The 26666-nt window shown below is 68.6% G+C and carries 22 protein-coding genes; 5 read left to right on the forward strand and 17 right to left on the reverse strand.

The features are described from left to right. The first annotated feature begins 110 nt into the window (after positions 1-110). Positions 111-542 carry a hypothetical protein gene (locus J5X75_RS03740; protein WP_208465849.1) on the forward strand — a complete coding sequence of 144 codons (432 nt, stop codon included), beginning with the start codon at positions 111-113 and terminating at the stop codon, positions 540-542. 353 nt (positions 543-895) lie between these two features. Next, a complete protein-coding gene (locus tag J5X75_RS03745) occupies positions 896-1447 on the forward strand; it encodes a nucleotidyltransferase domain-containing protein (protein ID WP_307797911.1) in 552 nt (183 codons plus the stop codon). Between the two features lie 14 nt (positions 1448-1461). Here the strand turns inward: J5X75_RS03745 and J5X75_RS03750 are convergent, their stop codons facing one another. From J5X75_RS03750 to J5X75_RS03785, 8 genes are all read right to left on the reverse strand, one after another. After that, positions 1462-1983: an NUDIX hydrolase gene (locus tag J5X75_RS03750; RefSeq protein WP_208465850.1), complete on the reverse strand. Its 522-nt coding sequence runs from the start codon at positions 1981-1983 to the stop codon at positions 1462-1464. Continuing rightward, positions 1980-2465, reverse strand: coding sequence for an adenylyltransferase/cytidyltransferase family protein (locus tag J5X75_RS03755; protein WP_208465851.1), 486 nt, complete (start codon positions 2463-2465; stop codon positions 1980-1982). The genes J5X75_RS03750 and J5X75_RS03755 overlap by 4 nt, the downstream gene beginning before the upstream one ends. Then, a complete protein-coding gene (locus J5X75_RS03760; protein WP_208465852.1) occupies positions 2462-3502 on the reverse strand; it encodes a Gfo/Idh/MocA family protein in 1041 nt (346 codons plus the stop codon). Before J5X75_RS03760 ends, J5X75_RS03755 begins: the two co-directional genes overlap by 4 nt. After that, positions 3499-4497 carry a hypothetical protein gene (locus J5X75_RS03765; protein ID WP_208465853.1) on the reverse strand — a complete coding sequence of 333 codons (999 nt, stop codon included), beginning with the start codon at positions 4495-4497 and terminating at the stop codon, positions 3499-3501. Before J5X75_RS03765 ends, J5X75_RS03760 begins: the two co-directional genes overlap by 4 nt. Continuing rightward, the gene (locus J5X75_RS03770) at positions 4494-6047 is read right to left on the reverse strand and encodes a BUD32 family EKC/KEOPS complex subunit (protein ID WP_208465854.1); all 1554 of its coding nucleotides are present in this window, start codon (positions 6045-6047) and stop codon (positions 4494-4496) included. The genes J5X75_RS03765 and J5X75_RS03770 overlap by 4 nt, the downstream gene beginning before the upstream one ends. Next, a complete protein-coding gene (locus J5X75_RS03775) occupies positions 6044-7426 on the reverse strand; it encodes a nucleotidyltransferase family protein (RefSeq protein ID WP_208465855.1) in 1383 nt (460 codons plus the stop codon). The genes J5X75_RS03770 and J5X75_RS03775 overlap by 4 nt, the downstream gene beginning before the upstream one ends. Beyond that, positions 7426-8220: a class I SAM-dependent methyltransferase gene (locus J5X75_RS03780; protein WP_208465856.1), complete on the reverse strand. Its 795-nt coding sequence runs from the start codon at positions 8218-8220 to the stop codon at positions 7426-7428. Before J5X75_RS03780 ends, J5X75_RS03775 begins: the two co-directional genes overlap by 1 nt. Before the next feature lie 88 nt (positions 8221-8308). Continuing rightward, entirely contained in the window at positions 8309-9658 is a 1350-nt protein-coding gene (locus tag J5X75_RS03785) for an aminotransferase class III-fold pyridoxal phosphate-dependent enzyme (RefSeq protein WP_208465857.1), read from the reverse strand. Positions 9659-9834: 176 nt separating this feature from the next. Between J5X75_RS03785 and J5X75_RS03790 the strand changes: the two genes are divergently transcribed. Both J5X75_RS03790 and J5X75_RS03795 read left to right on the forward strand, forming a co-directional pair. Next, a complete protein-coding gene (locus J5X75_RS03790; protein ID WP_208465858.1) occupies positions 9835-11223 on the forward strand; it encodes an NsdA family TPR-like regulatory protein in 1389 nt (462 codons plus the stop codon). Between the two features lie 44 nt (positions 11224-11267). Beyond that, positions 11268-11750, forward strand: coding sequence for an SAM-dependent methyltransferase (locus tag J5X75_RS03795; RefSeq protein ID WP_208465859.1), 483 nt, complete (start codon positions 11268-11270; stop codon positions 11748-11750). Positions 11751-12296: 546 nt separating this feature from the next. Here the strand turns inward: J5X75_RS03795 and J5X75_RS03800 are convergent. Both J5X75_RS03800 and mobF read right to left on the reverse strand, forming a co-directional pair. Further along, positions 12297-13313, reverse strand: coding sequence for a hypothetical protein (locus J5X75_RS03800; protein ID WP_208465860.1), 1017 nt, complete (start codon positions 13311-13313; stop codon positions 12297-12299). A gap of 42 nt (positions 13314-13355) precedes the next feature. Further along, the gene (gene mobF, locus J5X75_RS03805) at positions 13356-17654 is read right to left on the reverse strand and encodes a MobF family relaxase (protein WP_208465861.1); all 4299 of its coding nucleotides are present in this window, start codon (positions 17652-17654) and stop codon (positions 13356-13358) included. 211 nt (positions 17655-17865) lie between these two features. On the opposite strand from mobF, the gene J5X75_RS03810 reads away from it, so the two are divergent. After that, positions 17866-18387 (forward strand): hypothetical protein, encoded by a 522-nt coding sequence (locus J5X75_RS03810; RefSeq protein ID WP_208465862.1) that lies wholly within the window; start codon positions 17866-17868, stop codon positions 18385-18387. A 396-nt stretch (positions 18388-18783) separates the two neighbouring features. On the opposite strand, the gene J5X75_RS03815 is transcribed toward J5X75_RS03810, so the two are convergent. The 7 genes from J5X75_RS03815 to J5X75_RS03845 form a co-directional block, all read right to left on the reverse strand. After that, positions 18784-19128 carry a hypothetical protein gene (locus tag J5X75_RS03815; protein WP_208465863.1) on the reverse strand — a complete coding sequence of 115 codons (345 nt, stop codon included), beginning with the start codon at positions 19126-19128 and terminating at the stop codon, positions 18784-18786. 517 nt (positions 19129-19645) lie between these two features. Next, positions 19646-19816, reverse strand: a complete 171-nt coding sequence (locus J5X75_RS03820; RefSeq protein WP_208465864.1) for a hypothetical protein — start codon at positions 19814-19816, stop codon at positions 19646-19648. 448 nt (positions 19817-20264) lie between these two features. Next, positions 20265-21404 (reverse strand): FAD-dependent monooxygenase, encoded by a 1140-nt coding sequence (locus J5X75_RS03825; RefSeq protein ID WP_208465865.1) that lies wholly within the window; start codon positions 21402-21404, stop codon positions 20265-20267. 466 nt (positions 21405-21870) lie between these two features. Next, on the reverse strand, positions 21871-23277 hold the full coding sequence (locus J5X75_RS03830; protein WP_208465866.1) for an Eco57I restriction-modification methylase domain-containing protein: 1407 nt from the start codon (positions 23275-23277) through the stop codon (positions 21871-21873). Positions 23278-23771: 494 nt separating this feature from the next. Further along, positions 23772-24392, reverse strand: a complete 621-nt coding sequence (locus J5X75_RS03835) for a hypothetical protein (RefSeq protein ID WP_208465867.1) — start codon at positions 24390-24392, stop codon at positions 23772-23774. Between the two features lie 784 nt (positions 24393-25176). Beyond that, positions 25177-25905 (reverse strand): hypothetical protein, encoded by a 729-nt coding sequence (locus J5X75_RS03840; protein WP_208465868.1) that lies wholly within the window; start codon positions 25903-25905, stop codon positions 25177-25179. Positions 25906-26006: 101 nt separating this feature from the next. Continuing rightward, entirely contained in the window at positions 26007-26552 is a 546-nt protein-coding gene (locus J5X75_RS03845; RefSeq protein WP_208465869.1) for a hypothetical protein, read from the reverse strand. Positions 26553-26666: the final 114 nt, after the last annotated feature.

Here is a 26666-nt window from a genome sequence, read left to right on the forward strand (position 1 = left end):
ACCGAGACACCTCCGCTGCTGACACCAGGACGACACTCGACTAGGCGAGCACGCCCGCGAGCACGAGCACCGGTTCCACGCCGGCGGAAGAACCGCGAACCTTCCAAGCCGTGGCGCAACCCTGCGCGCTGCTGGACCACGAACACATCGCGGCGGTGCTCGGACCCGACGGCGGCTCGTTCGCCCCACCGCGAACGCACACCGGCCCGCAGGGAACCTGGCAGCTTTGCGAGCGCGAGTCGGGGTACGGGGTGCCCGGCAGGAACCTCACGGCCTTCGTCCTGCGCCTGGACCTCGCTCAACCCACCACGGCCAGGACGCGGTTCGACGCACCTGTGGTTTCCGTCGCCGGCCTCGGATCCGGCGCCTACGTGCGTGCCGATCCGAACGTGGGCCAGCAACTGTCGGCCTACGACGGCAACCTCAACATCGAGATCACCGTGACCGCGATTGCGGGCGCAACACCGTCGGCAGGTCAGGTCCAACCGGTCATGATCGATTCGGCTCGTCAAGCGATGGAAGAGCTACTCGCGCAGCGGTGATCTTCTTGCCGCCCGAGTTCCGGCAGCGCCGACACGGTGCTGCTGCACCTTCGTCCGGCGCAGCTCCCGGTGGCGATCGGCGAAACGCTGTTGCGATACAGACCAGCCGTCCGCCTGGCGCCGCAGGTTCATGGTGGCACGCGGCGCATCGTCGCACACACAGTCTCACCCCAATAGCACAGTGCCGAAGGCCCGCCAGCAGCCGCGGCTGTCGGTGCTACGGAACAGACCGAACACTGGATCAAAAGGCCGCATAAACCAGTGTCGAAGTTCCCAGAGTAAGGCTTTCAAGGGACTGAACCTCTAAAGCCCCTTCCAACGAGATAAGACGTGCTGGCCTCTAGTCTGGTGCGGTGAGCCGGTATTCGATGTCAGCCGAAGATGCGGTCAGGCTCGTGGAGCAACTTGCCGCCCATGGCGTCGATGCGTGTGTTGGCGGCGGTTGGGCCGTGGACGCGCTACTCGGGGAGCAGACACGGGAGCACTCTGACCTTGACATGTGGGCGCCGATTGCGCATCTCGAAGGCTTGTTTCGCGCGTTTGTGAAAGTCGGCGTCAGTCAGATCTTTCCATGGCCGGGTGACCGACCGTGGAACTTCGTCCTGCATGATGGTGACCGGTTGCGGGTGGACCTGCATCTGTATGAGCCGCTCCCGGACGGTTCCTTGCATTACGGATCGGTGACCGAGGGCGGTCCTTTCCCTGCTGAAGCGCTTGCTGGGCGTGGTTCGATTGCGGGGGTTGAGGTGCGGTGCGAGGCTGCCGAGTGGGCAGTGCGCTGGCACACGGGCTATCCGGCGCGCCCGGTCGACTTCCACGATGTGACGTTGCTGTGCCAGCGTTTCGGGATCCCGCTACCGGAGGGTTTCGAGCCGTTGGGGAGCGCCTCCGTTCAAGGTTTGTAGCGTTCGCCGGCGCATCAGTCTTCGGTCAGCTCGGCGAGGAAGGGCAGCCAGGTGCAGGTGGCGCACTGCTGCCGGGCCTGGGTGCGGGTGAACCAGCCTGCGGGTCCGCACTCTGAGTCCGGGGGCGGATTCAGCGGTGGGCGGTTGGAGTTGGTGCGTGTGGTGAACATCAGTGTGTACGACACCGGGAACGGGTATGGATAGCTGGCGGGCGGCCGTTGATGCAGCGTGAAGCGTTGCCATCCGAGCAGCGTCAGCGCGTCGGCAGGCACGAGCAATCCCGTTTCCTCGATGATTTCTCTCGCGGCGGCCTGCCGGGCGTTTTCGCCGGCGTCGATGTGGCCGCCGGGCACGTCCCAGCTGCGGCCGGGTAGATTGACGTGTGTCAGCAGCACGTGGCCTCGGGCGTCGCATACGAGCCCGAACGCGGCCGTGGTGATCTCCGGCGGTGGGTGTGTGTCGGCGCGGACTACCTCCATCAGATGCGGTACGGGGATCCATCCGGCAGTGCCGGTGGCGATGACTCTGCCGGTCACTGGTGTGCTCGTAGCGTGTCGACGATCGAGGTCGTTGAGTAGGAGTGGATGCGGTCGGTCACGTGCACGTGTGCGCTGACCGCCTCGGCCGCGGTCAGCTCGCTCGGGTACGCGGTGAGGCTCTCGCGGCCGATGACGAAAACGTTGGGGCGCAGGATGCGGATCTGGGTGTCGGCGGCGGGTTCGTCGTAGAGGAACACGCGGTCTACCCATCGAAGGGCGGCGACGAGGGCTGCGCGTTCGTGTTCACCGATGATGGGCCGGTCAGGGCCTTTGAGTTCGCGGACCGACTGGTCGCTGTTGACACCGACGATCAGTAGATCGCCGAGCCGGTGCGCCTGTTGCAGGAAGTACAGGTGTCCGGCGTGCAGCAGGTCGAAGCATCCGGTGGCCAGCACGACACGCGCGCCGGCCCGGTTGTTCAGCCACTGACGGATGACGTTGAGCGGTGTCGGACCGCTGCTCAGTCCCGGGGCGGTCATCGGCTGGCGCCCGCGAGGAGTTGCTGACAAGGCTGGAGTTCGACCCAGCGGCCTTCGGCGGCTGCGGAGGTGTAGGCGGCGTCGATCACCAGCGATGTCGTCAGTGTTTCGGCCAGCAGGGGCGCTGCCTGTTCGGGATGCTGGGTCTTGACGAGGAAGTCGGCGAACATTGCGGCGAACCAGTCGCTGTGCTGGGGGTCGTCGAAGTTCGAGGGCAGGGTGTCGTGATGCAGGTTGCCGCCGAGGCTGTATTGGACGTCGTTGTTCTCCACCGTGACGGTGCCTGCGCTGCCGATGATCGAGTAGTAGCTGTTGCGGTAGCCGGCCGCCCAGGTGACGTCGAGTTCGATCGAGACATCACCGTCGCAGCGGATGATCAGCTTCGCGGTGTCCTCGGTGTCGGTGTGGTGGTCGTGGCGCATGTTGCCGGTCAGGCAGGACACCGCGAGGGGTGTGCGGCCGGTTAGGTGGGTGGCCAGGTAGACGCTGTGCGGGCCGTGGTCGCGCAGGATGCCGCCGCCGGCGATGAGCGGGTCGCGGCGCCAGTGCGGGTTCCATTCGCCGACGCCGACGGCGTGGCCGCGGCGCAGGGTACGGAACCGGGCGCCGAGTACGTCGCCGAAGTCGGGGTCGTGCACGACCTGCTGCATCGTGGCCAGGATGGGGGCGAACTTGTAGTTGTGGCAGGGGTAGAACACCTTGTCGGCGGCGGTGATCTGGTCGAGTAGGTGGTCGTAGTGGCCGTCGTGCGGCATCAGCACCGGCTTTTCGCAGAGGACATGCAGGTCGTGGTGCAGTCCGAGGCCGATGTAGTCGGCGTGGGTGTTCGGCGGGGTGCAGATGTCGATGAAGTCCGGGGTTTCGTGGTCGAGCATCTGGTCGAAGGTGGTGTAGGCGCGCAGGCCGACGGAGCGGGCGGCGGCGGCGCGGGCCGGGGTCGGGTCGACGACCGCGACCACGTCGATGCCGGGGGTGCGCTGGTAGCCGATGGTGTGGCCGGCCGCGATGGTGCCGTAGCCGATGATGACGCCGTTCACGGGGTTCCTCCGTCGCAGAGTAGGTGCAGGAGCCGGTCGCGGTGGGTGCCGGATTGGACGTCGGAGCGCACGCGGTAGGTCTGGCAGTCGTTGACCATCCGGTGCAGCCGGGCTCGCATTCGGGCGTGGGTGCGGGAGAAGGTGAGGTAGTCGCCACCGCACAGGTCGAGGAGGTCTTCTTCGAGCCGGTAGACGTTGAGGCCGAAGGCGAATTGTTCGACGACGCCGAACGCCTCGCTCGGGGAGAGGCGTTGCACGTCGTGTTCGTGTGGGGTGCGGAAGTCGGCGATCCAGATGGCGCGCAGCGGCATCGGGGCGTGGGCGTGGTGGGTGAACGCGTCGTGGGGGTCGATCAGCCGTTCGGCCTGGTCGAGGGCCGCCGCCGCGATCAGGCCGCTCTGGTCGAGCCAAGGGCCGGGTCGTATCCGCATGGTGCTCGCGACGCCCTCGATCGTGCCGCCGGAGCGCAGCAGGGTATGCGAGTTGGTGATGAACGTCGCGCCTGCTCGGCACAGCCCGGTGAGCAGGACGGTTTTGCCGGCGCTGCCGCGTCCGATGATCAGTGTCGCCGCGTTGTTGACGGCGAGGGCGGCGGCTTTGAGGAAGAGCCCGCCAGCGGTGGTGGTGTGCCGCAGGAGCAGGTATTTGATGATGTACGGCCAGACGAGGTGTTCCAGGTGGTCGCCGGTGAGCACGATCCGGTTGCCGATGGTGGACATGCGCACCGGGGGCCCGAAGTGGTCGGTCACGTAGTAGCCGGAAGCAAAATTGCGGGCGCGGGCGGTGCTGTCGGAGGGCAGGCCAGGATCGGTGTGTGACAGGCACAGCAGTTCCAGGTCCGCGGTGGTTCCGGTGGGCATCCACGCGGTGCGGCTGAAGTAGTTCAGTGCGGGGAAGTCGGGCACGTCGCTGGCGATACGCAGCATGATCGGGCCAACACGGACGACCTGATCGGTGAGCACCCGTACCGACGTCGGCAGTGGCGGGGCTGTCATGGCAGTTCCTTGAGCAGCGTGGCGCAGGCTGCCTGAAACCGGCCGGGATCCGGGCGGGCGGCATCGAGGACGTCGATGCAGTCGGTGAAAGCGCGGATCGCCGCGTATGGCGGGGTTACGGGCTCAGTGTCGTTGCCGGCCAGAAGATCGGCGACCTCGGCGGTGACGAATTGCCGTTCCACTTCGTCGACGAACACGGTGAGCGCGTGCACCGTGGCGTCGAAACAGCCGTGCTCGCGGGCCGCGATCAGAATCTCGGTGGCCTTGCGGTCGTAGTCGCCGGGATCGTCATGTCCGGCGCAGCTGAGGTAGTGCTCGACCCGGAAGTTGACCAGGCCCGGATAGCGGATCTTCCCTGAGAGGGGGTCACGGTCCGGGGCTCGGACCTGCCAGATCTGCCGGTCGACTCGGTTGTATTCGCCCAGGCCCGGGGTGGTGATGCCGCGCCCGGCCAGGACCGCCGTCACTTCCGGGCGCGGCGGGAACGGCACCGGGCCCGAGTCGTTGAGATGCCAGCTGTCGGGGTCGAAGTAGCCGTACAGGCACGCTCGCAGTTCCTCCGGCGGGCACAGCACGCCGAGCTCCTCGATCCCGACTTGGCCGCGGCAGTAAGCCACCCGTTGCGGATGCGGCACCGGGATGTCGTCGATGACGTGGGTCTTCTCGAAGTCGACGAGATGGTAAGTGCCGCCGTGCACGAGGATGTTGCGGGGGCTCAGGTCGCCCCAGAGGACACCGCGGTCGAGTAGCGCGTCCATCAGGTCGCGGTAGTCGTGCAGCAGCGGCCGGTGGTCGCCGGGAGCCGTCAGCATCGCCTCGACGGTGTTCCCGGGGACCCAGCGCCAGATGGCGTAGACGCGGCCAGTCGTGCCGTCGCGGATGGTGGCGAGCAACGGCGCGAGTTGAAGCTGCCGGGAACGGCCGAAGGTGACCGACCCGGCAAGCCGGGTCGCGAGGTCGTGGTAGGCCCGTTGCTCCCGGGCGAACCGGCCGGGTTTGGCGGGATTGGCACGTTTGCTGACGACACGGGTGCCATCGGGCAGGTACCAGGATTTGACGATGCCTTGCCGGATGCGAGCGTTCGGGCCGGGCACCTCGTGCTGGCTTTCCACAAACTCAGACAGCCCGGTGCCGAAGTCGTGCAGCAGTGCCCGGACGGTGTCCTGCTGAGTGGGGTCAGGCACGTAGGCGCAGGTGGTGCCATCGGGGGCCGTCAGCACCTGCTCGAGATCGCCGGCGAGCACCACCGTCGCGGTGCCGGGCCGGGCGAATCGCTGCCGCCCGAGTTCGTGCTGAAGCCGCGCCCGATCGTGGGGGTCCGCGGTGGCCGCGAGCCGTTCACACAGTCGGACGATGCTGTCGGGCGTGTCTGGCCGCAGGAAGAGGGCGGCGAGACGGTAATCGCCGGTGAGGTGCAACAGCCGGTCCACCACCACGGCGGCATGCGGTGGGCGCGCGGCCAGCCGCTCGCCGATCAGGTCCCGGATGCCGGCCGCGACCCGGCCGGTCGGATCCCAGCGATACCCGGCAGGGGCGACGACGCTGATCATCGGGCACCCACCGGAATCCGTGACAGCAGCACGGCGGGCAGCAGCACGGCCGACAACAGCGTCCCGGCGGCATCCTGCTCGGCCACCCCCACCAGCACCTGCGCCGTTGTGTCGGCGAGGTGGTAGCACAGGCGAACCCGGCGCCCGGGAAGCAGCGCGATGGCGTGGTGGCCACCGACCGCGGTCAGCTCGCCGCCGGACAGGACCCACTCGGTGCCGATCGTGCCGAAGTCGACCCGGCCGCGTTCGGTCGCCGCGTCGGTGCGCTGCGGCAGGCCGACAGTGACGGTGGCCTGCCGTTCGTCGCGGTAGACCTCGACGCTCCACGCCGGTGCGTGCCGGCCGCTATCCAGCTCGATCCGGTCGGCGAGCGCGCTAACGGCGGACAGGTCGAACCAGCCGGGCAGCAGCAGCGCCTCACGGTCGGCCGGAATGTGCGCCCAGAAGTCCCACCAGAGGCAGCGGGGGAACGGCTCGGTTCCGGCTGGCACCGGCAGCGGGTTGCTGCCGAGCAGTGTGGTCGACGCCCAGCCCGCCCATCGCACCGCGTCGTGCGCGTCCAGGTCGTCGACCAGCGCGGCGAACCGGGCCGGATCGAAGTCCTTGTGCCGGACAAGGTCGTGCAGGTCGGCGAGTTCGGCCAGTTTGACGCACGGCTTGGCGCGATGCGACAGCGACCACATGTTGGTGAAGTTCAGGAAGGCGTGGGCGCACAGCACGATCGCCAGCAGGCAGGGGTCCGCAACGCTCACCCGGCCTACCGTGACGGCGCCGCCGTCGGCCAGCCGGTCGTGCCGGATCGGGTTCATCGCGCTGGGACGGCGCGGCTGACGCCACGTCTCACCGTGCTCGGGCGAAGAGAAGTCGGTGCAGCCGACCGCCCCGTAGGCCGGGACCGGTAGGTAGGCGTGGACGTCGATCTCGATGCCGTCGCGGGTCAACTCGCCCAACTCATGCAGGAACGGCTGCCGGGTGCGCTGGTAGCCGAGCCCGGTCAGCACCTCGATCAGCGAGGCGCCGTCCGCGCAGACCAGGTCGATGTCCCCGCAGCGCAGCAGGTGCTCATCACCGGTGAGCAGACCGGTCGCCATCCCCTTCACCAGGATCGGCGGCGGCTGGTCGCCGAGCGCGGCCACGATGTCATCGATCGCCCGGATGTGGGCGGCAGCACGGGTGAGGGTATCGGCAAACTGCTGCGCCACGGGCACGCCGAGCCGGTAGCGCAGCCATTGCGGCCCGGCGGGAAGACGGCGCAGCAGCCGGCCGGCGAGCGCGTGCTGATCGATCAGGTAGAGCAGCTGCTGGTCGTCGAAGTCGGGGTCCGTCAGGGTGATGTCGGCGCCGGCGGCCCACCGCAACACCGAGGTCAGGGCGCTCATCAGAGCACCACGAACGCCGGATAAGGCGACTGCGGCAGCCGCTGGATACGGTGCCCGCTGATGTCCAGCACGTTCTTGAGGGCGACGGTCTCGCCGGGGAAGTCCGGATGCCCGAGCTCATCGAAGGCCAGCACACTCCCGACCGGCATGTGCGGGCGCAGCAACTCGATGCAGTCGCGGGTGGGGTCGTGCAGGTCCATGTCGAAGTAGGCGAGCGCGACGATCGTCTCCGGGTGGCGTTGCAGGTAGGCGGACAGCTGCTGCGGGGCGTCGCCCTGGCACAACTCGAACCGTTTGATGTGCCCCATCGGTGTCTCGGCCTCGTGCAGCGTAAGGATCTGCTCCAGGTAGTGCCGGTAGCCGGGCGTGACGCTCATGCTGCCCGCGAACACCCGATCGGAGTCGCCGTCCTGCACGGCCGGCTCGCAGAACCCGGCGAAGGTATCGAACCCCACGATCGTGCGGTAGAAGTTGGTCGGTTCGTGGCGGGCCCGCAGCGCGTTGAACACCGACAGGTGCCGGCCCCAGCGGACCCCGAACTCGACGATGATCCCGTGGACGCCGAGGATCTGCTGATAGAGCCAGTCGAGCGTCAGGATCTCGTTGATGCGCTGCGGGCGCATGAACACCTCAAGATGTTCCAGCAGCTCGTCCGGCGGGATCGGCCGCTCGGCGAACAGCGTGCGCAGCTGCGTGCGGGTCCATTGCTCCGTCTCGGACGGCGCGATCATCCTCATTGTCGTCACCTGTGCCTCCATGAAGTCGTAGCGGGCCGACCACACCGGTGAAGTCACGAAACGAATCCGTGGGCCGCCCTCGGGAATCAGGTCGCCGCGGGCAGACGCACAACTCGCCCGCGGGATGTGCAGCGTTGGGCTCCGGTCAGGTGGCTTGCGTCGCGAGTGCCGGGGCGAGTGAGGCCAGCGCCTGGTCGCAGGCGTGCACCGCGAACTCGATGTCCTCGCGGGTGTGCGCGGCCGACACGAACCACTGATGGTTCGGATGCAGCAACACCCCGCCGGATGCCGCCGCGGCGGCGAAAGCCGCACTCAGCCGCTGACACCGGACCGGATCGGGATCGGTGAACCGCAGGAACGGCATCGGCGGATACCCGACCACCCGCGCCGGCACGCCGTGCCGGTCGACCAGCGCCGACAGGCTTTGCTGAAAAGCGGTGCCGGCCTTCCACAACCGCTGCAGCGCGTCGGTGTCGCGCAGAATCGCGATGGTCGCGAGGGCAGCGGCCATCGGCGCGGGATCGGCGTAGAACGTCGACGAGATCCGGGTGCGCCCCAGACAGGACAGCACGTCGCCGCGTCCGACGACCGCCGAGATCGGATGACCGTTGGCCATGGCTTTGCTGAACGTACTGACATCCGCCTGGACGCCCAGCAGCCCCTGCACCCCGGCCAGAGCGAGCCGGAACCCCGAGCGCATCTCGTCCAACACAAACAACGCCCCGTGCTCGTGAGCGATCCGGCGGACCTCCTGCAGATGGCCCTCGGGAACCGCTTCATCGCCGAACGGCATCATCAGCACACACGCCACCTGACCGCGGTGCTGGGCAAACGCGTCACGCAGCGTGCTCAGGTCGTGGTAGTCGAACAGCAGCGTGTCGGCGCGGGTCGCCGCCGGGACACCTGCCGGGATGCCCGCGGCCCAGTCGTGCCAGCCGTTGTAGCCCCAGCGGAGCACCTTCTCCCGGCCGGTGAAGATCCGGCACAACCTGACCGCACAGCTGGTCGCATCCGACCCCGTCTTCAACAGGTACGCCAGCTCCGCACCGGGCACCAGCGAGACCAGCAGCTCAGTCAACTCACCCTGGCGACAGCTCCACAACGGGGCGATGCAGTTACCGTTACGCAGTTCCGCCGTCACCGCCTCAATCACCCGGTCATCGGCATGCCCGAGCACCACTGGCCCGTAGCCGAGATTAAAATCGACGTACCGCGTGCCCGCCAAATCCCACAGATAGGGCCCGGCAGCCCGGCTGAAATACCGCGGATACCGGGTCTCGTCCACCAGGCCTGGCGGCAGGATGTCACCTCGGGTCGCCGCCCGCGCATCGGTACGCACACTCCGCGCATGCCACTGGTCGTCCAACGTCATTCCCGCGCTCATGCCGGTGGGCGGCACCCGGCGCGGCGATATCCGCAGCGGCGCGATCGTGTCCACCCGCCCGCCCATCGGCATGTCACCGACATCCGGCAGGCGGGTATCGAACGAGTCCATGCGAGCCTCCCTCCCTACGCCGTCCGGCATGACCGTTCATCGATGCCGTCAGGCGCGGTTGTCACTCGATATGAGAACTTTCAGCGAACCCCGGATCGGTCGAACTCCGATACGCTGGCAGGCCTCGAAACCGGTGAAGGCGGTGAAAGATCACCGAACGGGCGGGGGTGTGCACCGTGCCACAAAGCGCAACAGGTAACGAGAAACTCGCAGCGGTCCTCGCCGAGGCCGGGATGTCGCATGGGCAGGCAGCTCGCGCATTCGTCCGGGTAGCAGCCGAAACCGGCGCGGCCGAGTTCGCCGGTGTCGGCCGGTCACACGTGTCGAAATGGGTCGCCGGGGTGAAACCGAGCGGGCGCGCGCCACTGCTGTTGTGTGAGACTCTCGGCCGCAAGCTCGGCCGTACCATCACCCCGGAACAGATCGGGCTGGACGCGTCATCCTTTCGGGGCGTGCGCGGGTGGGATGCCGATACGCTGGTCGAGCTCACCGATCTCGGAAGGTGTGATGTGGACATCGAACGCCGGCGCCTGCTCAACGCCGCGGTGTTCTCCGTCGCCGCCCTCGGCCTGCCGCGCCGATCATGGTGGGACGACATGGGCCGAATCGGCCGCGACCGCCACACACCGGCCGGACGGGCGATCGGCCACTCCGACGTCGACGCGGTCCGCGACATGGTCCAACTGTTCTCGCACGTCGACCAGAAACGCGGCGGCGGCCACGGCCGCACCGCCGTCGTGCAGTACCTGACCGACGACGTAGCCGGATACCTGCACGGCCGGTTCGCCGACGACCAGGTACGCCGCGACATGTTCGTGGCCGCCAGCGAACTGGCCTACCTATCCGGATGGATGGCGTTCGACAATGCCGAACACGCCATCGCGCAGAATCACTTCCGAGTGGCGGTCAAACTCGCCGCCGAGGCCGACGAGGCGACCATGGCCGGACACGTCCTGCGGGCGATGGCGCATCAGGCCGTCGACCTCGGCCACTACCGGCAAGCCCACGACCTGGCCGAAGCCTCTGTCGACGGCCGCCGTTACACCGACGCCAGCCACCGCGAAAAAGCGCTGCTCGGCGTCGTGCACGCCCGAGCACTGGCTGTCTGCGGCGACAGCAAGAAGGCCGCCACCACGCTGCTGCAAGCCGAGACCGACCTCGCCGACGCGCAGCCCGGCGACGACGAACCGGGCCGGGTGTTCTTCTTCGGAGAGGCGAGCCTGGCCCACGAGACCGCGTGCGCGCTGCGCGACACCGGCGATTTCCAAGGTGCCATCAGCCAGTTCCGGCGCAGCGTCCGTACTCGTAAAGCCACCACGTTCACCCGCACCCACGCCGTCACCCTCGGCTACCTCGGCGCCGTCCACGCCGGCCTCGGCGAGATCGATCAGGCATGCGCCACCTGGAACCGCTCGCTCGACGCGATGCAAGGCGTCCGGTCCGGACGTACCCGCCAGGTCGCCACCGACATCCGCGCAACCCTGAGCCCCTTCCGCGGCCGGGGCATCCCCGCCGTCACCGATACCGACGCCCGCGCCGCCGCCTACCTGGCCGCCACCTCGTAACCAGCCGAACCTCGACCACCGACCAAGATCCCGGAAGGATCCAGATGGCATCGGAAACGTTTAGCGTCGAACCCGTCGCCCACGTGATCGGCGGCCGGACCGAGCCGACCGACGACTATTGGGGCGGCACCCAGGCCATCATCCGGATCGTCGACAGCAAGTTCCCGGCCGACGCGACCCAGGGCCTGGAAGAGTTCTCCCACCTGGAAGTCGTATTCCGGTTCCACCTGACCGACCCCAGCGACCTGCACCCGGGCGCCCGCGCCGCCCGCGACAACCCCGACTGGCCCGCCGTCGGGATCTTCGGGCACCGCAACATGCGCCGCCTCAATTGGCTCGGTGTATCCCGCTGCCGACTTATCAAGGTCGACGGCCTCGACCTGCACGTTGAAGACCTCGACGCCGTCCACGGCACCCCCATCCTCGACATCAAGCCATGGTTCACCGAGTTCGGCCCCCGCGGCGACGTTCGCCAGGCGTCATGGAGTCACGAGATGCTGACGTCCTACTTCGCCGACCATCAATAGACCTTCGAGAGCCGCGCAGCCCTACTCTGCAGCAGCGAGGGAGTTTGGCCGGCACAGCGAGGCCGCCGTGGATCGGCTCGCCTTTGGGCCAGGCCGGTGGCGATGTCGCTCATCTCGAAGGCAAAGCGCTGTTCCGCGGCTCATCTGCCCGATCCTTGAGTAGGGGAACCGGGTCGCCTGCCTCGCGCCATAGGAGGGCGAGATGGTAGACCCGCCGGGCTGCCGGGGCCCTCACCGGCGTCGGGGCTGGAGAACACCACCGGCGGTACTGGCGTACGAGCCGAGCTCCGTGGTACCCAGTCCGTCGCCACCATCTGGGGTCCGGTCGCCGGTACGGTCGGCATCACACGATCCAGGATCCGTTGCGTCAGCGCGGCATCGATACTGCCTTCGAACCCCGTGTCCCAGTTCCCGGGGGTAAGGCCCGTCGTCGCGGGCGACAGCGAGTGCCTGCTGCCGTTGCCGTTCGTTGACGCCGGGCAGCCCGAGTCGGGTGAGTTCGGCCCCCGCGCCGCGGCGGGAAGAGCGGAGGCTCGCGGCGGCCGCTTACTCGATGGTCAATTCGGTGTCGACCGCGGGGGCCGAGGCTTCCGGCTCGCTGTCGGGTGTCTGGGACGCCGGAGCGGACCGTGATGCCGGAGATTGTGTGGAGGCGTCGACGGCGTCGGCGACGGCGGTGATGACGCGGTTGAGCCCGCGAATGCTGCGTAGCATCTGCTGCTGGCTGTGGTGGGTAGCGGCGGCCTCGATCTGGCGCAGCAGGCCGGCGAGCGGGTGGATGGGCGCGGTCGGCTGGTTCGCTGGGCTACGGCTCTGCGGGTACGATGGTCGTGACAACAAGGATGCTTGAGCACTCTGGCTCAGGTGTTCGGGGCCGCGCTCGCCACTTGTAGGTTGTGGTGGAGCGGCCCTGTTGCTTGTCACGGTCAGTTCTCGGCCGGTGTGCGCGTCGATGATGGTGGCGGTGTCGGTGATCCGGGCCCACCATCGCGGGTCGTCGTGGGCGACGGCGCGTTGCAAGGCCCACGCCGCGGCATCGGCCATCCACAGGCCCGGCTGCTGCCGGTCGTCACGGTGCAGCATCCGCATGCGAGCACTGATCTGCCGGCTGCGGACGAGCCGCTTGTACGTGTCGATGTCGGGTGTGTCGGCGACGGTGACTTTGCGGCCTTCCCGCTGGGTCTGGGCCTGTTCGTCAGGGCCGGCCCGGGTATCAGCGATGACGTCGTGGACTTTCTGTTCATCGAGTTGGTGCAGCATCCGCACGAGTGCCTGCTGTCGGGATTGCTCCCGGTCTCGGGGGCCGATCGGTTGGGCGACGTAGAAGGTCCAGCCGGCGTGCTCTGTGATGGTGTCGAGCAGCGCGGTGATCCGCGAGTGGAAGCCGCGCCGGTACAGGTCGGTGGCGTGGAAGCTGTTGTTGCCGGTGGCCTGGCGGACGGCGGTGATGGTGTCGGGCAGGCCGGCGCCGTCGATGACGACGCCGGCGAAGAGGTAGACGCCGGTGCGGTTGCGGCGTTCGATGACGGTTTCGTCAACGAACGCGAGGCGGTAGTCAGCCATCAGCGCACTCCACCGGGCGACGGCCAGGTGCCCGTGTACTGGTCAGTCATGGCCGATGTCCAAATCCGGGGTCTCGGTCTGCGGCACATCCGGGTCGGTGGTGTCAGCGAGGCGACGCTGGCTGGCGTCTGCCTGGTCGGCGAGCTGCTCTCGGACGGGGTTGGTGTGCCGGTTGGGGCGGATGGCGTCGACGGCATGGACGCGGTCGGCGGTCTGCCGTGCGGCGTCGGCGAGACGCCGGCTGCTGGTGGCCAGGGCGCTGGCGCGGCGGGTCGATTCTGCGGCGGCGGCCAGGCCGGCGTAGCGGATCGGCAGAGCCTGCTGGTACCAGGTGTTCCAGTCGCGGTGGCGTTCCTCGAGGACGGCGACGTCATCGGCGGCCGCAGTCACGCGGACACGGGCGTGATCGAGACGCGTGCTGAGTTCGTCGACCAGGACGTGGGCGCGCAGGGAAGCGACCGCTGCGGAGTGCTGCTCGGCGGCGGCGCGGGTGCGCGCGGCCGCCGGTCGCCGCCAGATCGGGGCCGGTGTCGGTGGCGGACTGGTGATGGTGGTGGCGTGGTGCTGGGCGGCGGCGAGGGCGATGCGGCTGTCGCGCAGGTGCTGTTCGGCGGCGACGAGGCGGGTGTGGGCGTTGCGCAGCTCGCCGCTGACATACGGCGGGGCTGCGCGGTCGGCGGCGCGTCGCGCTTCGATGAGCGTCCGTAGCTGGGTGTCGGAAGCGGCGGTGATCTTGCCGGAGAGGGTGGCGACGCCGAGGACGAGTTGGGCCCGGTGCCAGGCTCCCCACCGTGCGGGGTCACGGTCGGAGGGTTCCGGGCCGATGGGGTCATCGGTGGTGATTGCGTAGCGGTCGCGGTAGGTGGCCACGACGGCGGCACCCGAAAGCCACCGCCGACGCCCGACCACATCATCGGGTAGTGGGCCGAGAGCGTGGCTCCAGGCGGGCTGGTGCTGCGCGGCATTCTCGGCGAGGGCTTCGATACGGCGGTCGCAGATGGCCGCGACGTCGGTGAGGGCGGCGCCGAGGTCGCCGCCGATGTCGGGCAGCCGGTCGGTGTAGGTGCCGGTTTGGGGGCCGCTGATGGCCACGGTCGGGTCGGGCCGGATGTCGCGGTAGATGTTGTCGATGCGCCAGGCGAGCACGGCGGCGGTGTCGCGGGCGCTGTGCAGTTCGCGTTCGGAGGCGACGGCGGCGAGGACCTGTTCGGGGTCGTATCCGGCGGCGGCGAGCCCCTGCAGGCGGACGGCGAGGGCGGGCATGGCCGGGTCTGCGGCCAGGTTCGCGGCGACGGTGTCGCCGGCCACGCGGCGGATGACGGCGGTGTAGCGGGGTGTGGCGGCGCGGGCGGTGAGGTCGTCGTAGATGGCTCCCCAGCGGTTCAGAGCATCGACGTCAGCCCAGAGGGTCTGTTCGGTTTCGGTGGCGGAGCGGTCGGTGGTGTCGGTGCGCAGGATGTCGGCGAGCACCGTGATCCCGGCGGTGGGCGGCGACGGCGGGTGGCTTTCCGGTGGTTCCTCGCTGGTGATGACCGCGATCTGGTTGAGTAGCCGACCGCGGGTGGCCATGACGTAGAGCCGGGCCCGGTTGGTGGCGGAGTCGACCAGGGCACGACCTACATCGACGGTGCGGCCTTGGGCGGAGTCGACGGTGGCGGCGTAGGCGAGCTGAACGTGCTCAGCAACATACGCGGCTGGCAGCAGGAGGGTGGCCTGAGTGGTGGTGTGACGAACCTGGACGGCGCCGTCCTCGCGCACGGCGAGGACCTGCCATTGGTCGCGGTTGGCGACGAACCGGTCGTCGGCGATGAGGTCGCGGTTGTTGCGCCGGGTCACGATCAGATCGCCGCCGCTGGCGCGGGTGCCGTTGGCCAGGGTGACCGCACGACCGTCCTGGACGAGCCCGGCGCTGATGAGGATGCGCCGAGCTTGGGCGGCGAGATCGGCGGCCTCGGCCTCGGTTTCGACCATGATGAGGCTGGATCGGCCCTGGATGATGTCGGCGGCCCACCCGTCGAGGACCTGCCGGGTGAGGTGCTGTCGGTCGCCGCCGAGGATCCGCCCTCGCCGGTCGTATTCGGCGAGCACGATGGTGTCAGCGTCGCGCAGCCTCAGCGATGCGGGACCTTCCCACGCTTCGGCGAACCTCCGGACCTCGGTCAGGGTGGTGGTATTGCCGAGCGAGGCGACGTATCGGAACATGCCGCCGGGCCCGATCGCGGAGATCTGCTCAGGGTCACCGACCAGGATCAGTTTCCCGCCGACCGCGTCAAGCAACTGGGTGAGGCGCACGAGATCGAGGGTGGAGGCTTGCGACGCCTCGTCGACGATGACCCACTGGCCGGGAGCGAATGTCCAATCAGTCGGTATTGTGCCGTCGGGTGGGGTGTGCTGGGCGTGCAGCCACATGGCGATGTTCTCGGTGCGAATACCCGGCGATCCGCCCTCGCGGGTGGCTTCGGCGAGCACGTACGCGGCGTTCTGCGACACGGTCAGGCCGAGCACCGGGATGTTCGCCCGGTGCGCGGCAACGCCGACGGCCCGCTGCAGATAGGTCTTTCCGGTGCCAGCCGGGCCGACGATGCCGGTGACGCGCCGGTCGTCGCCGACGGCGAACAGCAGCGCTTCCCGCTTCTCCGGACTCAAATCGAGCTCGCCGGCAACGTCGTCGAGCAGCGCTCGGGCGGCCGGGGTCGCGCCGCGCCGGGTGGCGTAGGCGATGAGCTCTTTCTCGGCGGACAGGACCGGTTCGGTGGAGAGTTGCAGGTCGCGGTGCCGGCTGTAGATGCTCTGCCGGTCACTGCCACGCACGAGCGTGTCGCCCCACTCCATCAGCGCGGGCGGCGTCAACACGCGTAGACCAGCGGCGTGGGTGCGCACCGCGTGGGCGGCGAGGCGTTGGACGTGCTGCCAGTCCGCGGTGCGGGCAGTGCCGGCAGGCACGTGCAGGACCCGGCCGATGGCCAACTCAAGATGGTCGAGGCTGAACACTGCCCGTTCGGCGCTGAGCTCGTGGATGGCCCGCTCGACCGCCAGGTGAGGAACCCGTCGGGCCGCAGCGTCAACGACGAGCTGGCGCTGCGCATCGTCACGGATCCCGAGTCGAACAGCAGCCTGCTGCAGGCTGTCGAGGTCCAGACGCCGATCCACCTGGGTGCGTTCGGCCTGACGCAGGACCTGAACCGCGGCTTGGTCGATGTGATCGCGGACCGTGCCGGCGACGATCTGCCGGACCGCAGTCGCGGTGTGCAGACCGGCGGTTTCGTCCTCGCGATGCCAGCGGGCCACGGCCTCGCGGGTCGACTCAGGGCCGTCCTTGAGCTGGCGGGTACGCAAGGCGGCGTCCTGCGCGCGGTGCCGCCACCGGCCCGCCCGTACGCGTTCCCGACCTGCTGCCGGGTCGGTCAGCCGCCCGTCCATCTCGGCTTCGATCGCGGCGCGGCGCTTGGAGTAGTGCGCCAGCATGCGCGGCGTGAACCCGATGATCTCGCGGATCGGGGAGCCTTCACGGGCGGCGAACCTGATGCCGAGCCGGCGGCCGAGTTCGGTTTCGACGGCGCGTTCGTAGGCGATGCGGGCGGCGATGCTGGCCTGGTAGAAGGCGCGGCTGTCGAGCGACAGCCAGTCCTGGCGGCCGTTGCGGGTGACGCGAACCTTCGCGCTGACGATGATGTGCGAGTGCAGTTGCGGGTCTTTCTCCCGCGACATGCGGTGGTCCCAGACACTGGCGGCCAGGCCATCGGTGTCGACCTGCACCAGGCCGTTGGCGCCCAACCTTGTGAAGGCGCCGTGGGCGCGGAGGTGTTCCAGGGCGGCGCGGACCCCTTCGTGGTGGGCGGCCATCACCTGCCGCTTGATGCTGTCGTCGCCGAAAGCCCACAGCAGGCTGACGCTTTTCACCGGTGAGACGGTGACGTCGAATCCGGCGACGGGCCGCCGTTCGGGGGCGGTCCAAATGTTGAGCCATACGCGGGCGATCTGCTCGTAGGACGCATCCTTCGGCAGCTTTTCCCACGCTTTTTCGACGGCAGCTTGGCGGGCATCATCGTCCATCGGCTGGTATTGCCGCCACAGCCTGCCAAGTTGCTCTCCGGTGACCGGGTTCTTTCCCTCGGCGAGCAATCGTTGTAGTTGCTGCTCGGTGACGTCGCCGTGGACGCCGAACAATGCGTTGCTTTGCCCGGCCCACCAGCCGGGTGCTTCGCCGTGGGCGGTCGGGTCGGCATGGTAGGCGACGACGGAGTGGGGTTGAGCTGGGCGGAAGTCGTGCCGGCCGGTGGCTACCTGCCGGGTCAGGTAGGTGATCCCGGCCCCGGGCGCGATGCGGGTGACCGTGAGCATGCGGCCAAGGGTAGGCCGCTGATCGGCCCTTTTCGACATTTGAATGCCAGGGGGTGTGCTAAAGCGTAGAAGTAGTGGAGGGGTGAGCTCTCGTTTGTGCAGCCTGCCTATGGTGCGACGATTGTTAAACGAGGGTCAAACTTTTTAGGACGACTCTTAAACCATTCTAGAGAATGGCAGGAAGGCTGGTTGTGAAGGTACTTTGAACAGCATGGCTAGCAAGACGAGCAATGAGGCAATGCAGGCACTCCGGCAGCAGCAGAAAGCGGAGGAATCCGCGCTGTTGGCTGTCATCGGCGCGAGCGGCACGGTGGAGCAGGCGCGACAGCGCCGGGCGGCGGAGGTGGAGGCGCTCGATGCTGCTGTGAGCGAGGCTGAGGCGGGCGAGGATGTGGCGCTGGCGGTGCTGGGCGCGCTGATGCCTGCCGATCGGGCGGGCCGGTTGGCGGGGGTGAGTCCGGCCCGGATGCAACAGGCGCTGCGCCGTACTGCGGCGGAAACGGTGGCCGGAAAGCTGGAGACCCTGACCGGCGGCGGGGCTGTGGCGGTGCGGCGGCGTGGCCGTCCACGCGGCTCGGGTGCGCCTCGCCGTGTGAGGCGGGATGGGGAGCGGGCGGACGTGAGTTCAGCGACCGACGATGAGCGTCACGATCAGCAGGAGCGCGGCGACGGCGGCGAGGGTGACGCCGATGATGGCGAGCGTCCCGCCGCATCCGACGACGGAGCGGCCTAGGCGATCGTTGTTGATGAGGGGCGTGGCGGGAACTCGCCTCGGGGGTGCGCGGTGGGTGGTGTCATTCTGCGGCTCGTGCGTTGATCGCGGCCGATGGGCGCGCTACGGTCGTGTTGTGCCTCTCTCGGCGTTCGCGCCGATGTGCTGGCCGGTATTGGGCCGACGGACTTGGTCGTGCATTCCCCTCCGGGGGATGTTCCCCCTCGTGGGGCCGTCGGCCCATCTTTATGCGCTACCCACGGACCGGTGTTGTGTGGCCGTGGCGTGCGACCGGGAGTGGTGGGCGCGGCAGCCCGGGTCGGCGTGCTCGATGCGCGCCGACGCGGCCGCCATGCGGCGCGCGGCTCACTGGCGGTGCCCGGGGCGCGCTGAATGCGCGCCCCGGGATCGCAGTGGTTAGAACGGCGGCTCGAAGGTGTCCCAATCGATCGGGGCGGGTGCGTAACCGCTCATGATCTGGACAGCGGCGGGAACCTCGCACATGCCTTCACGCGCGGCGTCGGCATTGAGCGTGTCGACGAGGTCAGCGGGAATCTCGGCGTACTCGCTGAGCATATCGATGATGATCTTCGCCTCGGTGACCTCCCGGAAGTCGCATCCGAGGTCGTAGTCCGGGGCGTCGTCCTCGTTGTCGTTGCTGGTGAGCCAGACCTGAGCGAAGAAGGTGCCGAACGTGCTTTCCCACCCGGCGACGGCACAGGACACGCTCGGGTCCACGGGCTTGAGTTCGTAACGGCTCACGATTAAGCCTCTCTGTTGACTTGTTCTAACCGGTATTAGTCGGGGCTTGGTCTCCCTGACTGCATTAATGGTATAACACTAAACGACTGATATCTATGGATGGCGCATTTAAGAATGAATGTTTTTGTAGTTTCGCGGGCCCGTTGTGGCGCATTGCGTAAGCGTTCCTGCTGGTCGCGGGCGCGCGCACGGCGGCTGGCCGCTTTTTTGGCCGTGGGGGGCGAGCTTGCTCGCCAGGTTGGGAGCGGCTGGAGCCAAATGCACTGCGGGGGTTTCGATTAAAAGATCATGCGGGTTGTGCATGATGTTTTATGAGCCCGCAGTGGATTTGGTGGAGGCCGTGAGCGACCTACACTCGTAGCGCCAGCCGACGGCCGGAAAAGGGGCTTTGACAGCGCGGCCGTAGGCCGCTCCTTTCTACCGGCCGGCCACGGCCGGCCGGGTTGAGCCCGCGCCGGCCCGCCTGTCCTGTGACAAACAAGCGCGGAGGACCCGAAGGTCCTCCGCGCCGAGCGTGCTACTGCCGGTTGTAGTCGCGGACGACCCGGAACTCGCGGTAGTCGTCGGCGCTGGTGGTGTCGTAGAACTCCTTTTCACCGACCAGGACATACTTCCGGGCGCTGCTGGGGCGGTTGAGGCCGGTGCTGCGGCGCGTGCGGCGGTCGTTGGCGTCGAGGTGGTCGAACATGGCGTTGCCTCCCTGCGGTGAACCGGTGCGGCTGCCGCCGGTGTTTGCCGGGCAGCCGCGCTGACGGGCCCAGGTGGGACCGGCGCGGCCTGCCGGTGGGCAAGCCAGCACCTCGGGTCAAAAGATCTGTGGCCGGTGCAGCGCAGCAATCCGGCCAAGATGTTTTGCCGGTTTGACCGCCGCCGGACGGGTCGGTCATCCATGAGGACTGGCATGTACGTCTGCCTGGCATCGGCGGCCAGTCCGCATTCGTCACCGCCAGGGGGGGCGCCATGGTCGGCCCTCGACGCACGACCGCCGCGGTTACGCGTCTCGGCGCCGGCCGGGTCAACCGTCCCCGCCGCGCCTCACCTCACTCCCGGAGGTTCTCGCGCCGGGCAGCATTGCTGCCCGGCGCGAGATGTCCATGCGCTACTCCCGGTGGTTTCTGGGTCCGGGCACATCCGGGTTAGGCGCCGAGGCCGTGCTGGCGGGCGAGGGCCGGACCGAGTTCCACGGCGGCGACAGCGGCGGGCAGGTGGCGGTGCTGCCAGCCGTGCAGAGCGGTCGCCAGGTCGGCGCCGTATTTGCGGTGTTGGGTGAGTGCGGCAGCCAGGCCGGCGGCCTGCTCGATGCCGTTGTTGGCGCCGCGGGCGGTGTGCGGGCGCACCGGGGCGAGCGCGTCACCGAGCAGTACCGCGTGCCCGTCGCCGACGGGCCAGGCCATGCGGGTCGGCGGGTCGATGTCCATGACCGCGGCGGCCATCCGGGTGCCGGTGGCGTGGACGAGGGCTGCCTGCTCGTCGGGCAGAAAGCGCTGGGCGCTGTCGTCGACGGCGGTGCGGGCGGTGCCGGTGACGTGCTGGGGCAGGGCGAAGACCCGCCGGGTGGGCGCGGCGCCGAAGAAGGCGGTGTACTGAGCGGCGGTGGCGCCGAGGTAGAAGGTCCAGTCGGTGCCGCCGGGGATCGGTGCCACGTTGAACTGCATCCCGCTGCAGGCAGGTTCGAAGCGCAGGAAGTCGAGTAGCCCCGGCAGGATCGTGTCGGTCTGGCCGCGGTGCGCGACGTAGCCGGCGTAGCGCAACTGCCGTTGCGGGTCGAGCAACCGCCGCCCGGTCGACGCGCGGCCGTCGGCGAAGACCACCAGGTCAGCGATCGCAGTGTCGCCGTCAGCGAAGTGCAGCAGCGGCCGGCCGTGCTCGGTGTCCAGGCCGGTGACTCGTTTGCCGGTGTGCAGAACCCCGGCGGGCAGGCGGCGGGTCAGCGCCGGGTGCAGCAGCGTCCAGGTGGTGTTGCGGCCGGCGTAGAGGTGGCGGTGTTCGGCGCCGGGGCGCCGCTGGTGGATGGCGTACTCGATGACGGCCTCGGAGTTGTAGCGGACGAACTCGTCCTGCGGCACGCCGAGCTGGTCGAGGACGTCAAGTGCCGAGTGCTCCAGGCCGATCAGCCCGCCGCCCAGCGGGGCACTGGCGGGCACGGCCTCGTAGAGGGCGACGTTGTCGAAGCCGGCGTGCAGTAGTAGCAGTGCGGTGGTGGGGCCGGTCAGGGATCCGCCGACGACGGCGATCCGCAGCTTGGGGTTGGGGCGGCTGGTGGTAGGCGTGTTCATAGGCGTTGCCTCCGTGGTGCGAGCCCGAGGCGACTCGCGCCGGGTGCACCGGCGCTGCCGCGTTGACGAGGCCACGGGGGGATCGGCCCGGATGGTGGCGGGCAAGCCAGACTCTTGCGGTCAAAAGATCTTGGAAGCGCAGCGCTGCTGCCGCTCGTTGATCACTGGTGCTGCGCTTCCAAGATGTTTTGCCGGGTTTGCCGGCTGCGGCCGGGTCGGTCATCACTGAGGACCGGCGAACGCGGCGGCCCGCAGTGATGGCCGCCGTGTTCGCCGTCCGGCCAGGCATCCGGTGAGGTACGACGCACGCATCTCACCGGCTGAGCATCACGTGGCACGCGCCGGCTGCGTGAAACGGTCCGGCGCGTTGAGGAAGGCTCCGATTGAGGGTTCGACACTGCTGACGGCCGCCGATAGAACACTGCGGCGGATCGTCGTTCCGTGATGCCGGCGAGCGGGTGCACAATCACGCTCGGGAGCCGGGGACCCCAGTGAGGTGCCGGCGGGGTATGACGAGTTGGCGCAGCAGAGTCGCGGTGAAGCTGCGGTAGCCGTTGTCGATACCGAGCGACAGATCGTTGGCCTGGGCTTGTACTTGCGGGTCGTCCAGCATGGCGAGGACGGATTCGACCGGAAGCCCGGAGATGACGACCAGGCCGTGGTTGATGGGCAGTCGGCCCGCTGGCAGTCGGATGCCGGTCAGGCGCCGGGCGATGCGCGGGACGAGCACGGCGTCGCGGTCGAGCGGCAGCCGTCCGGTGAATGTCTCGGGTGGCAGCCAGCGCACGGCCCGGCGGCCCCGTTTGGGCATGCGGTGCAGGGTCGCGTCGAGGTGCGCCAGGACGGCCCGCGGCGGTTCGGTGGTGTCGGTCGCCAGGGCCCACTTGCGAGCGGGCCGTACCGCTTCTCCGTCGATGTCGGCGGGTTCCACGACCGGCATGAGGTGCTCGGCGGGCAGGCCGCTGTCGGGGCCGACGATGAAGATGCCGTCCGGTCCGAGCCAGGGTGCCAGGCGGATCTCTGCGATGTCGCGCAGCGGGACGCCGTCGACGGCGGGTAGGGGTGTCAGCCAGAACGGTTCTGTGCCGAGCGGGCGCCCCGATCGGCTGGGGGTGAGGATGAGGCTGACTGGGTGGACCCGCGCTACGGTTCCCCTGCGTCGGGTTTTCGGCCGGTAGAACGTGGATTCGGCGTCGAGACGGTGGACACCGGCGACGGAGTACCGGGTGCCGAGCCTGCGGCGCAGCTCGCCGGAGCCGGAGTTGAGCAGCCACCGGTCCGCGGTGATTAGGCCGATGTGCCCGTCGCGGGTGATGACATCTGCCGAGCGGTCGAGGTAGGCGTACAGCAGGTCAGCGCGGGCGTGCGCGGGGACGATGGCCTCGTAGTCGATTCGGTACCCGGCGGGTAGGTTCGCCAGGCGCCAGTACGGAGGATTCGCGGCGATGACATCCCAGATCCCGGTGGGGACCGGCGATAGCAGGAAGTCGTGGTCTTCGACGATTTCGTTCGCGGCACGCCATGCTGCGGGCGAGGTCCAGCCACGCTCGCACAGGTGAGCGGATACGGCTCTGCGGGCGTCGGCCACTGCTTCGCGGTAGAACTCGTATCCGTGCACGCGTCGGGTGGCTTCCTCGACGTCGTTGACGTCGAGGTCCAGCCGGCGCAGCGCCGCTACCAGGAAGCCGCCATTGCCGGCTCCGGGGTCGAGCAGTCGGCAGCCTTGTGCGGGCCAGTCGAGTTGGTCGAGCAGCGCTTCGATCTCCGGGGTGGCGGTGTAGATACCCGTTGCCTGATGGATTGCGGCGATGTCGATTTGCCGCTGGTCCAGCAGGTCGAGAGAGAGTTGTTCGGTGGTTGCGCCAGGTTGCATGTGTCGCCTTTCGTCGTTGGCGGCGCGGGCCGGCGTGACGGAGGCCGTTCAACACGTCATGAGGGGGCGGTGACGGGTCGTGTCCCGATCCGGATGCCGTGGGCTCGGTCGCTGCGGCGGCGCCGGGCAGTGAGGGGGTGGGTTCACGCGGGCTGCCTGATGCAGCGGCGAACAGGGGTGATCTGCTCGACATCGGGGACCGCGGCCAGGGCGTCACGCGGGAGACATCGAGGCAGTGCAGTAGGGAGGCGCGGCCGCAGAGCGATGGTCCGGTTCGGCAGAGAGAGGAAGCATCGCCGAGGGCGGGCCGACCATTGCGCCGCGCAAGCTACCGGCGCGCATCCGGAATGCTCCGGTCGAAGTGACGGATCCTGAGCCGGTGCACGCTTGGCGTCGATCACCGCTCCGAGACGGTGAAGCCGGCGGTAGGACGCGGGATCATTCAAACGGGATGCTGCCCGGCCGATGCGAATCGGCCGGGCAGCATGTCATGACTACGGCATCAGGGTGGCGGTGGCCTTCTCGGCGGACTCGGATGAGACGGTGAAGCCGGCTACGGTTCCGGACTCCAGGGCGGAGGCGATGCCTGACTGGTCGGCCGGGCGTCCGTGCAGCTGCTCGTCGGTGACGGTGAAGGTGACCGTGTGCGTGGTGACCGGAAGCTCGACCGCGTCCAGCTGGTAGATGTCGATGAGTTCGCGGTACAGGCGGCGATACTCCGCCTCGTTGTAACCGAGGTCGACGGCCTTGCGGATGGCCATCTTCAGGCGGGCCTTCGTGACGAACGGGTCGGTGCCGTCGGCGGCGGTGAACCGCTCGTCGGCCGCGTCGATGTTCGTCTCGGCGACACCGCCGGGGTAGCAAACCGTGCAGGTCCGGTTGGCGCATCCCGTGTTCTCGCGGCGCCGGGGCTTGAACGACAGCCCGTCGTTCAGGACCTGCAAGGTGACGGACTCGGCGGTACCGCACCAGCTGTTGTCGGTGGCGTGCTGGCGGATGCGGGCGAGGACGTCGGAGAGGTAGACCGAGCCCTCCGGAGCGGTCGGCCGCTCGGCGGCGGAGCTGGGGTCGTCCGGCGTGGCGCTGGTGATCTGGTCGGTGACGTTCTGCGTCATGGTGCATGCCTCCATCAGGCTGTTTCTGATGCGGCACCCCGTGCCGGGATCGAGTGATCCCGGCGCTGGGGTGCCGCGCTGACGGGGCCGGTCAGAGCCCGCCCATGTGCCTGGGGGTGCAAGCCCCCGTTCTGCGGAAGATCTTGGCGGTCGAGCGCAGCGCTGACCTGGGTGCCAAGATGTTCTGCTGGGGGCTTAGCGCCCTCGGCGCGGGTGGGCTGACCTCGGGTCCCTCAGCGAGCGGCTCCCGACGCCGCAGTGTTTACTCGCTGGAGCGTGGACGGCGTGGTGAAAGAGCACGCGCGATGGCGGTGGCCACCGGGCAAACGGGAGTCACGCCCGCGACGGGCACAACGACTACTGCTGCTGGCGCAACCAAGCACCACGGGTGCCGGCGACGCCCGCCTCTGCACTACTCCTGACGGACAGCACCGCACGAAGGCGGGCGGCACCGTGTCCTCGGCTACGCATGCGAAGGCGTTCGGGCATGTCGGCGTCGCGGCCGGGCACGGCCGGGTTGGCTGTCGACACCGATGACCCCGTCCGTCGAGATCGAGGATCAGCCGGATGCGGTTGGCTGCGAAAGACCTGTCGCACAGTCGGCGACCTGGCAGGGATTCTGCTGGCTGTGCCCGATCTTCGCGGCTGCAGGTTGTGGGTACCGGTTCCGAAGGCCGCACTGACCGGCCCGCCGGCACCGCCGTTCGACGCGCTCGGTCGCCATCGGCTTTGCCGTGGGGGCTGCGGCTTGTCTACCTGCCTGACGCCGGGTGTGAGCTCGGCGTCAAGCAGGTTGGCTCGGAAGAGCTGCTCTGCGGCGTAATTCGCGCAGCGGTAGTGGGTAGCTCACACCTTGGCGCTGTTCCTTGAGGATCGCGACGTCACCGAGCTGGGCGCGCAGCTTCTCCTCCTCGGCTTCGGCGGCCGCGAATCGTTCGGGTGCTACCGTGAGCAGGTGCCGCCACTGGCGCTGGCCTGCACGAACACACACGCCGAAGCAATTGTTGTGGGTGAATCCCTGCTCATAGAGGCGGGGCGGCCGAAGTCCTTCGGCGCGGGCCCAGTCGAGCATGTCCTGCTTGCTCAGGTACGGCGGTTCGCACATCGGGAACCGTACCGGCCACGGTGCCCACCCTTTCTCGATGGCCGGCACCCGCCGCTGCTCGCTCCAGTCGATACCGACGTACAACATCGTGCTCGCCGGGTCAGCGTTCGCTGTCAGCCACGCACGGCAGGGCCGCTGCTTCAGGTGGACCGAGCATGGCGCAATGTGAGAGTTTCCCACGAATCGTTGGTCGGCGAAGACCTGCCACGGGGTACGGCCGTCGGCCACCACGATCGGCTCGACACCGAGCAGTGACCCGGCGTCGGCAACGAACCGCCACAGATCAGGATCCTCAGCCTTGGTGTCGGCCGCGAGGAGAACAAGGCTGTCCGTGCCGTGTTCGGCGGCGACGCGCATGGCAGCCGCCCAGCTGCCGATGCCGCCGGAGAACTGCACGACGCGTTTCATCGCCGCAGCGTTCTGTAGCGAGGATCTCGGGCCGCGCGCCTGGCCTTGGTCGCGAGGCCGATGCGTTGCAGCGGACGTCAACGTCTTGCTGTCGCTGATGGTCACGGCGTCGCTGCGGTACGCAGGACGGCGGCACGGTGCAGAACGTCACGGTTGGGGACGTTCCAGCCGTCGGCGGATCGGATCTGCCGGTGTCCGCTTCGGTCGGTGAGCACGTACCAGCCGTCTTCGCCCCAAGCCTGCCGATAGGGATCGATGGGCCCGTGCTCGGCGAGGTAGGCCGGGATACGATCGGTGGCGAGCTGGTGAAGGTGATTAACCCAGTGCTCTGCGGCGCTCCCATGCCAAACGGGGTGCCAGTACGACTGGCGCCGCAACGAGGCTGCTGCGGTCTGGACGATCTTGGGGTCGACACGGCCGGGGTAGGGCAAATACGCGTAGGTGTCGACGTCTCGGTCGCGGAAGCCGTGCGCGCCGGGCCGGTAACCGTTGCGGTCGTTCGGATAGCGGTGGGCGACGCTGGCGAGGTTCTCCTTCCAGAGCATGCGGCCGGTCTCATCGGCTTGGTCGGCAGTGATGACGTTCCAATCGATGGCGGCGGTGAGTAGGAGGTCGAGGTGGTCGCGGCCGACGATCCAAGTGTCCATGTTCATTCTTTCTCGGTGAGAAGGTGGAGTGTGCTGAGGCGAGACGCTGGTGGGGCACCCCCCCCCGGGGTGTGCCCCCCCCCAGGGGCGCAGTGCAGGGCCCTAAGGGGCCGC

The sequence above is a fragment of the Actinoplanes flavus genome, assembly GCF_017592555.1.
Taxonomy (GTDB): domain Bacteria; phylum Actinomycetota; class Actinomycetes; order Mycobacteriales; family Micromonosporaceae; genus Actinoplanes; species Actinoplanes flavus.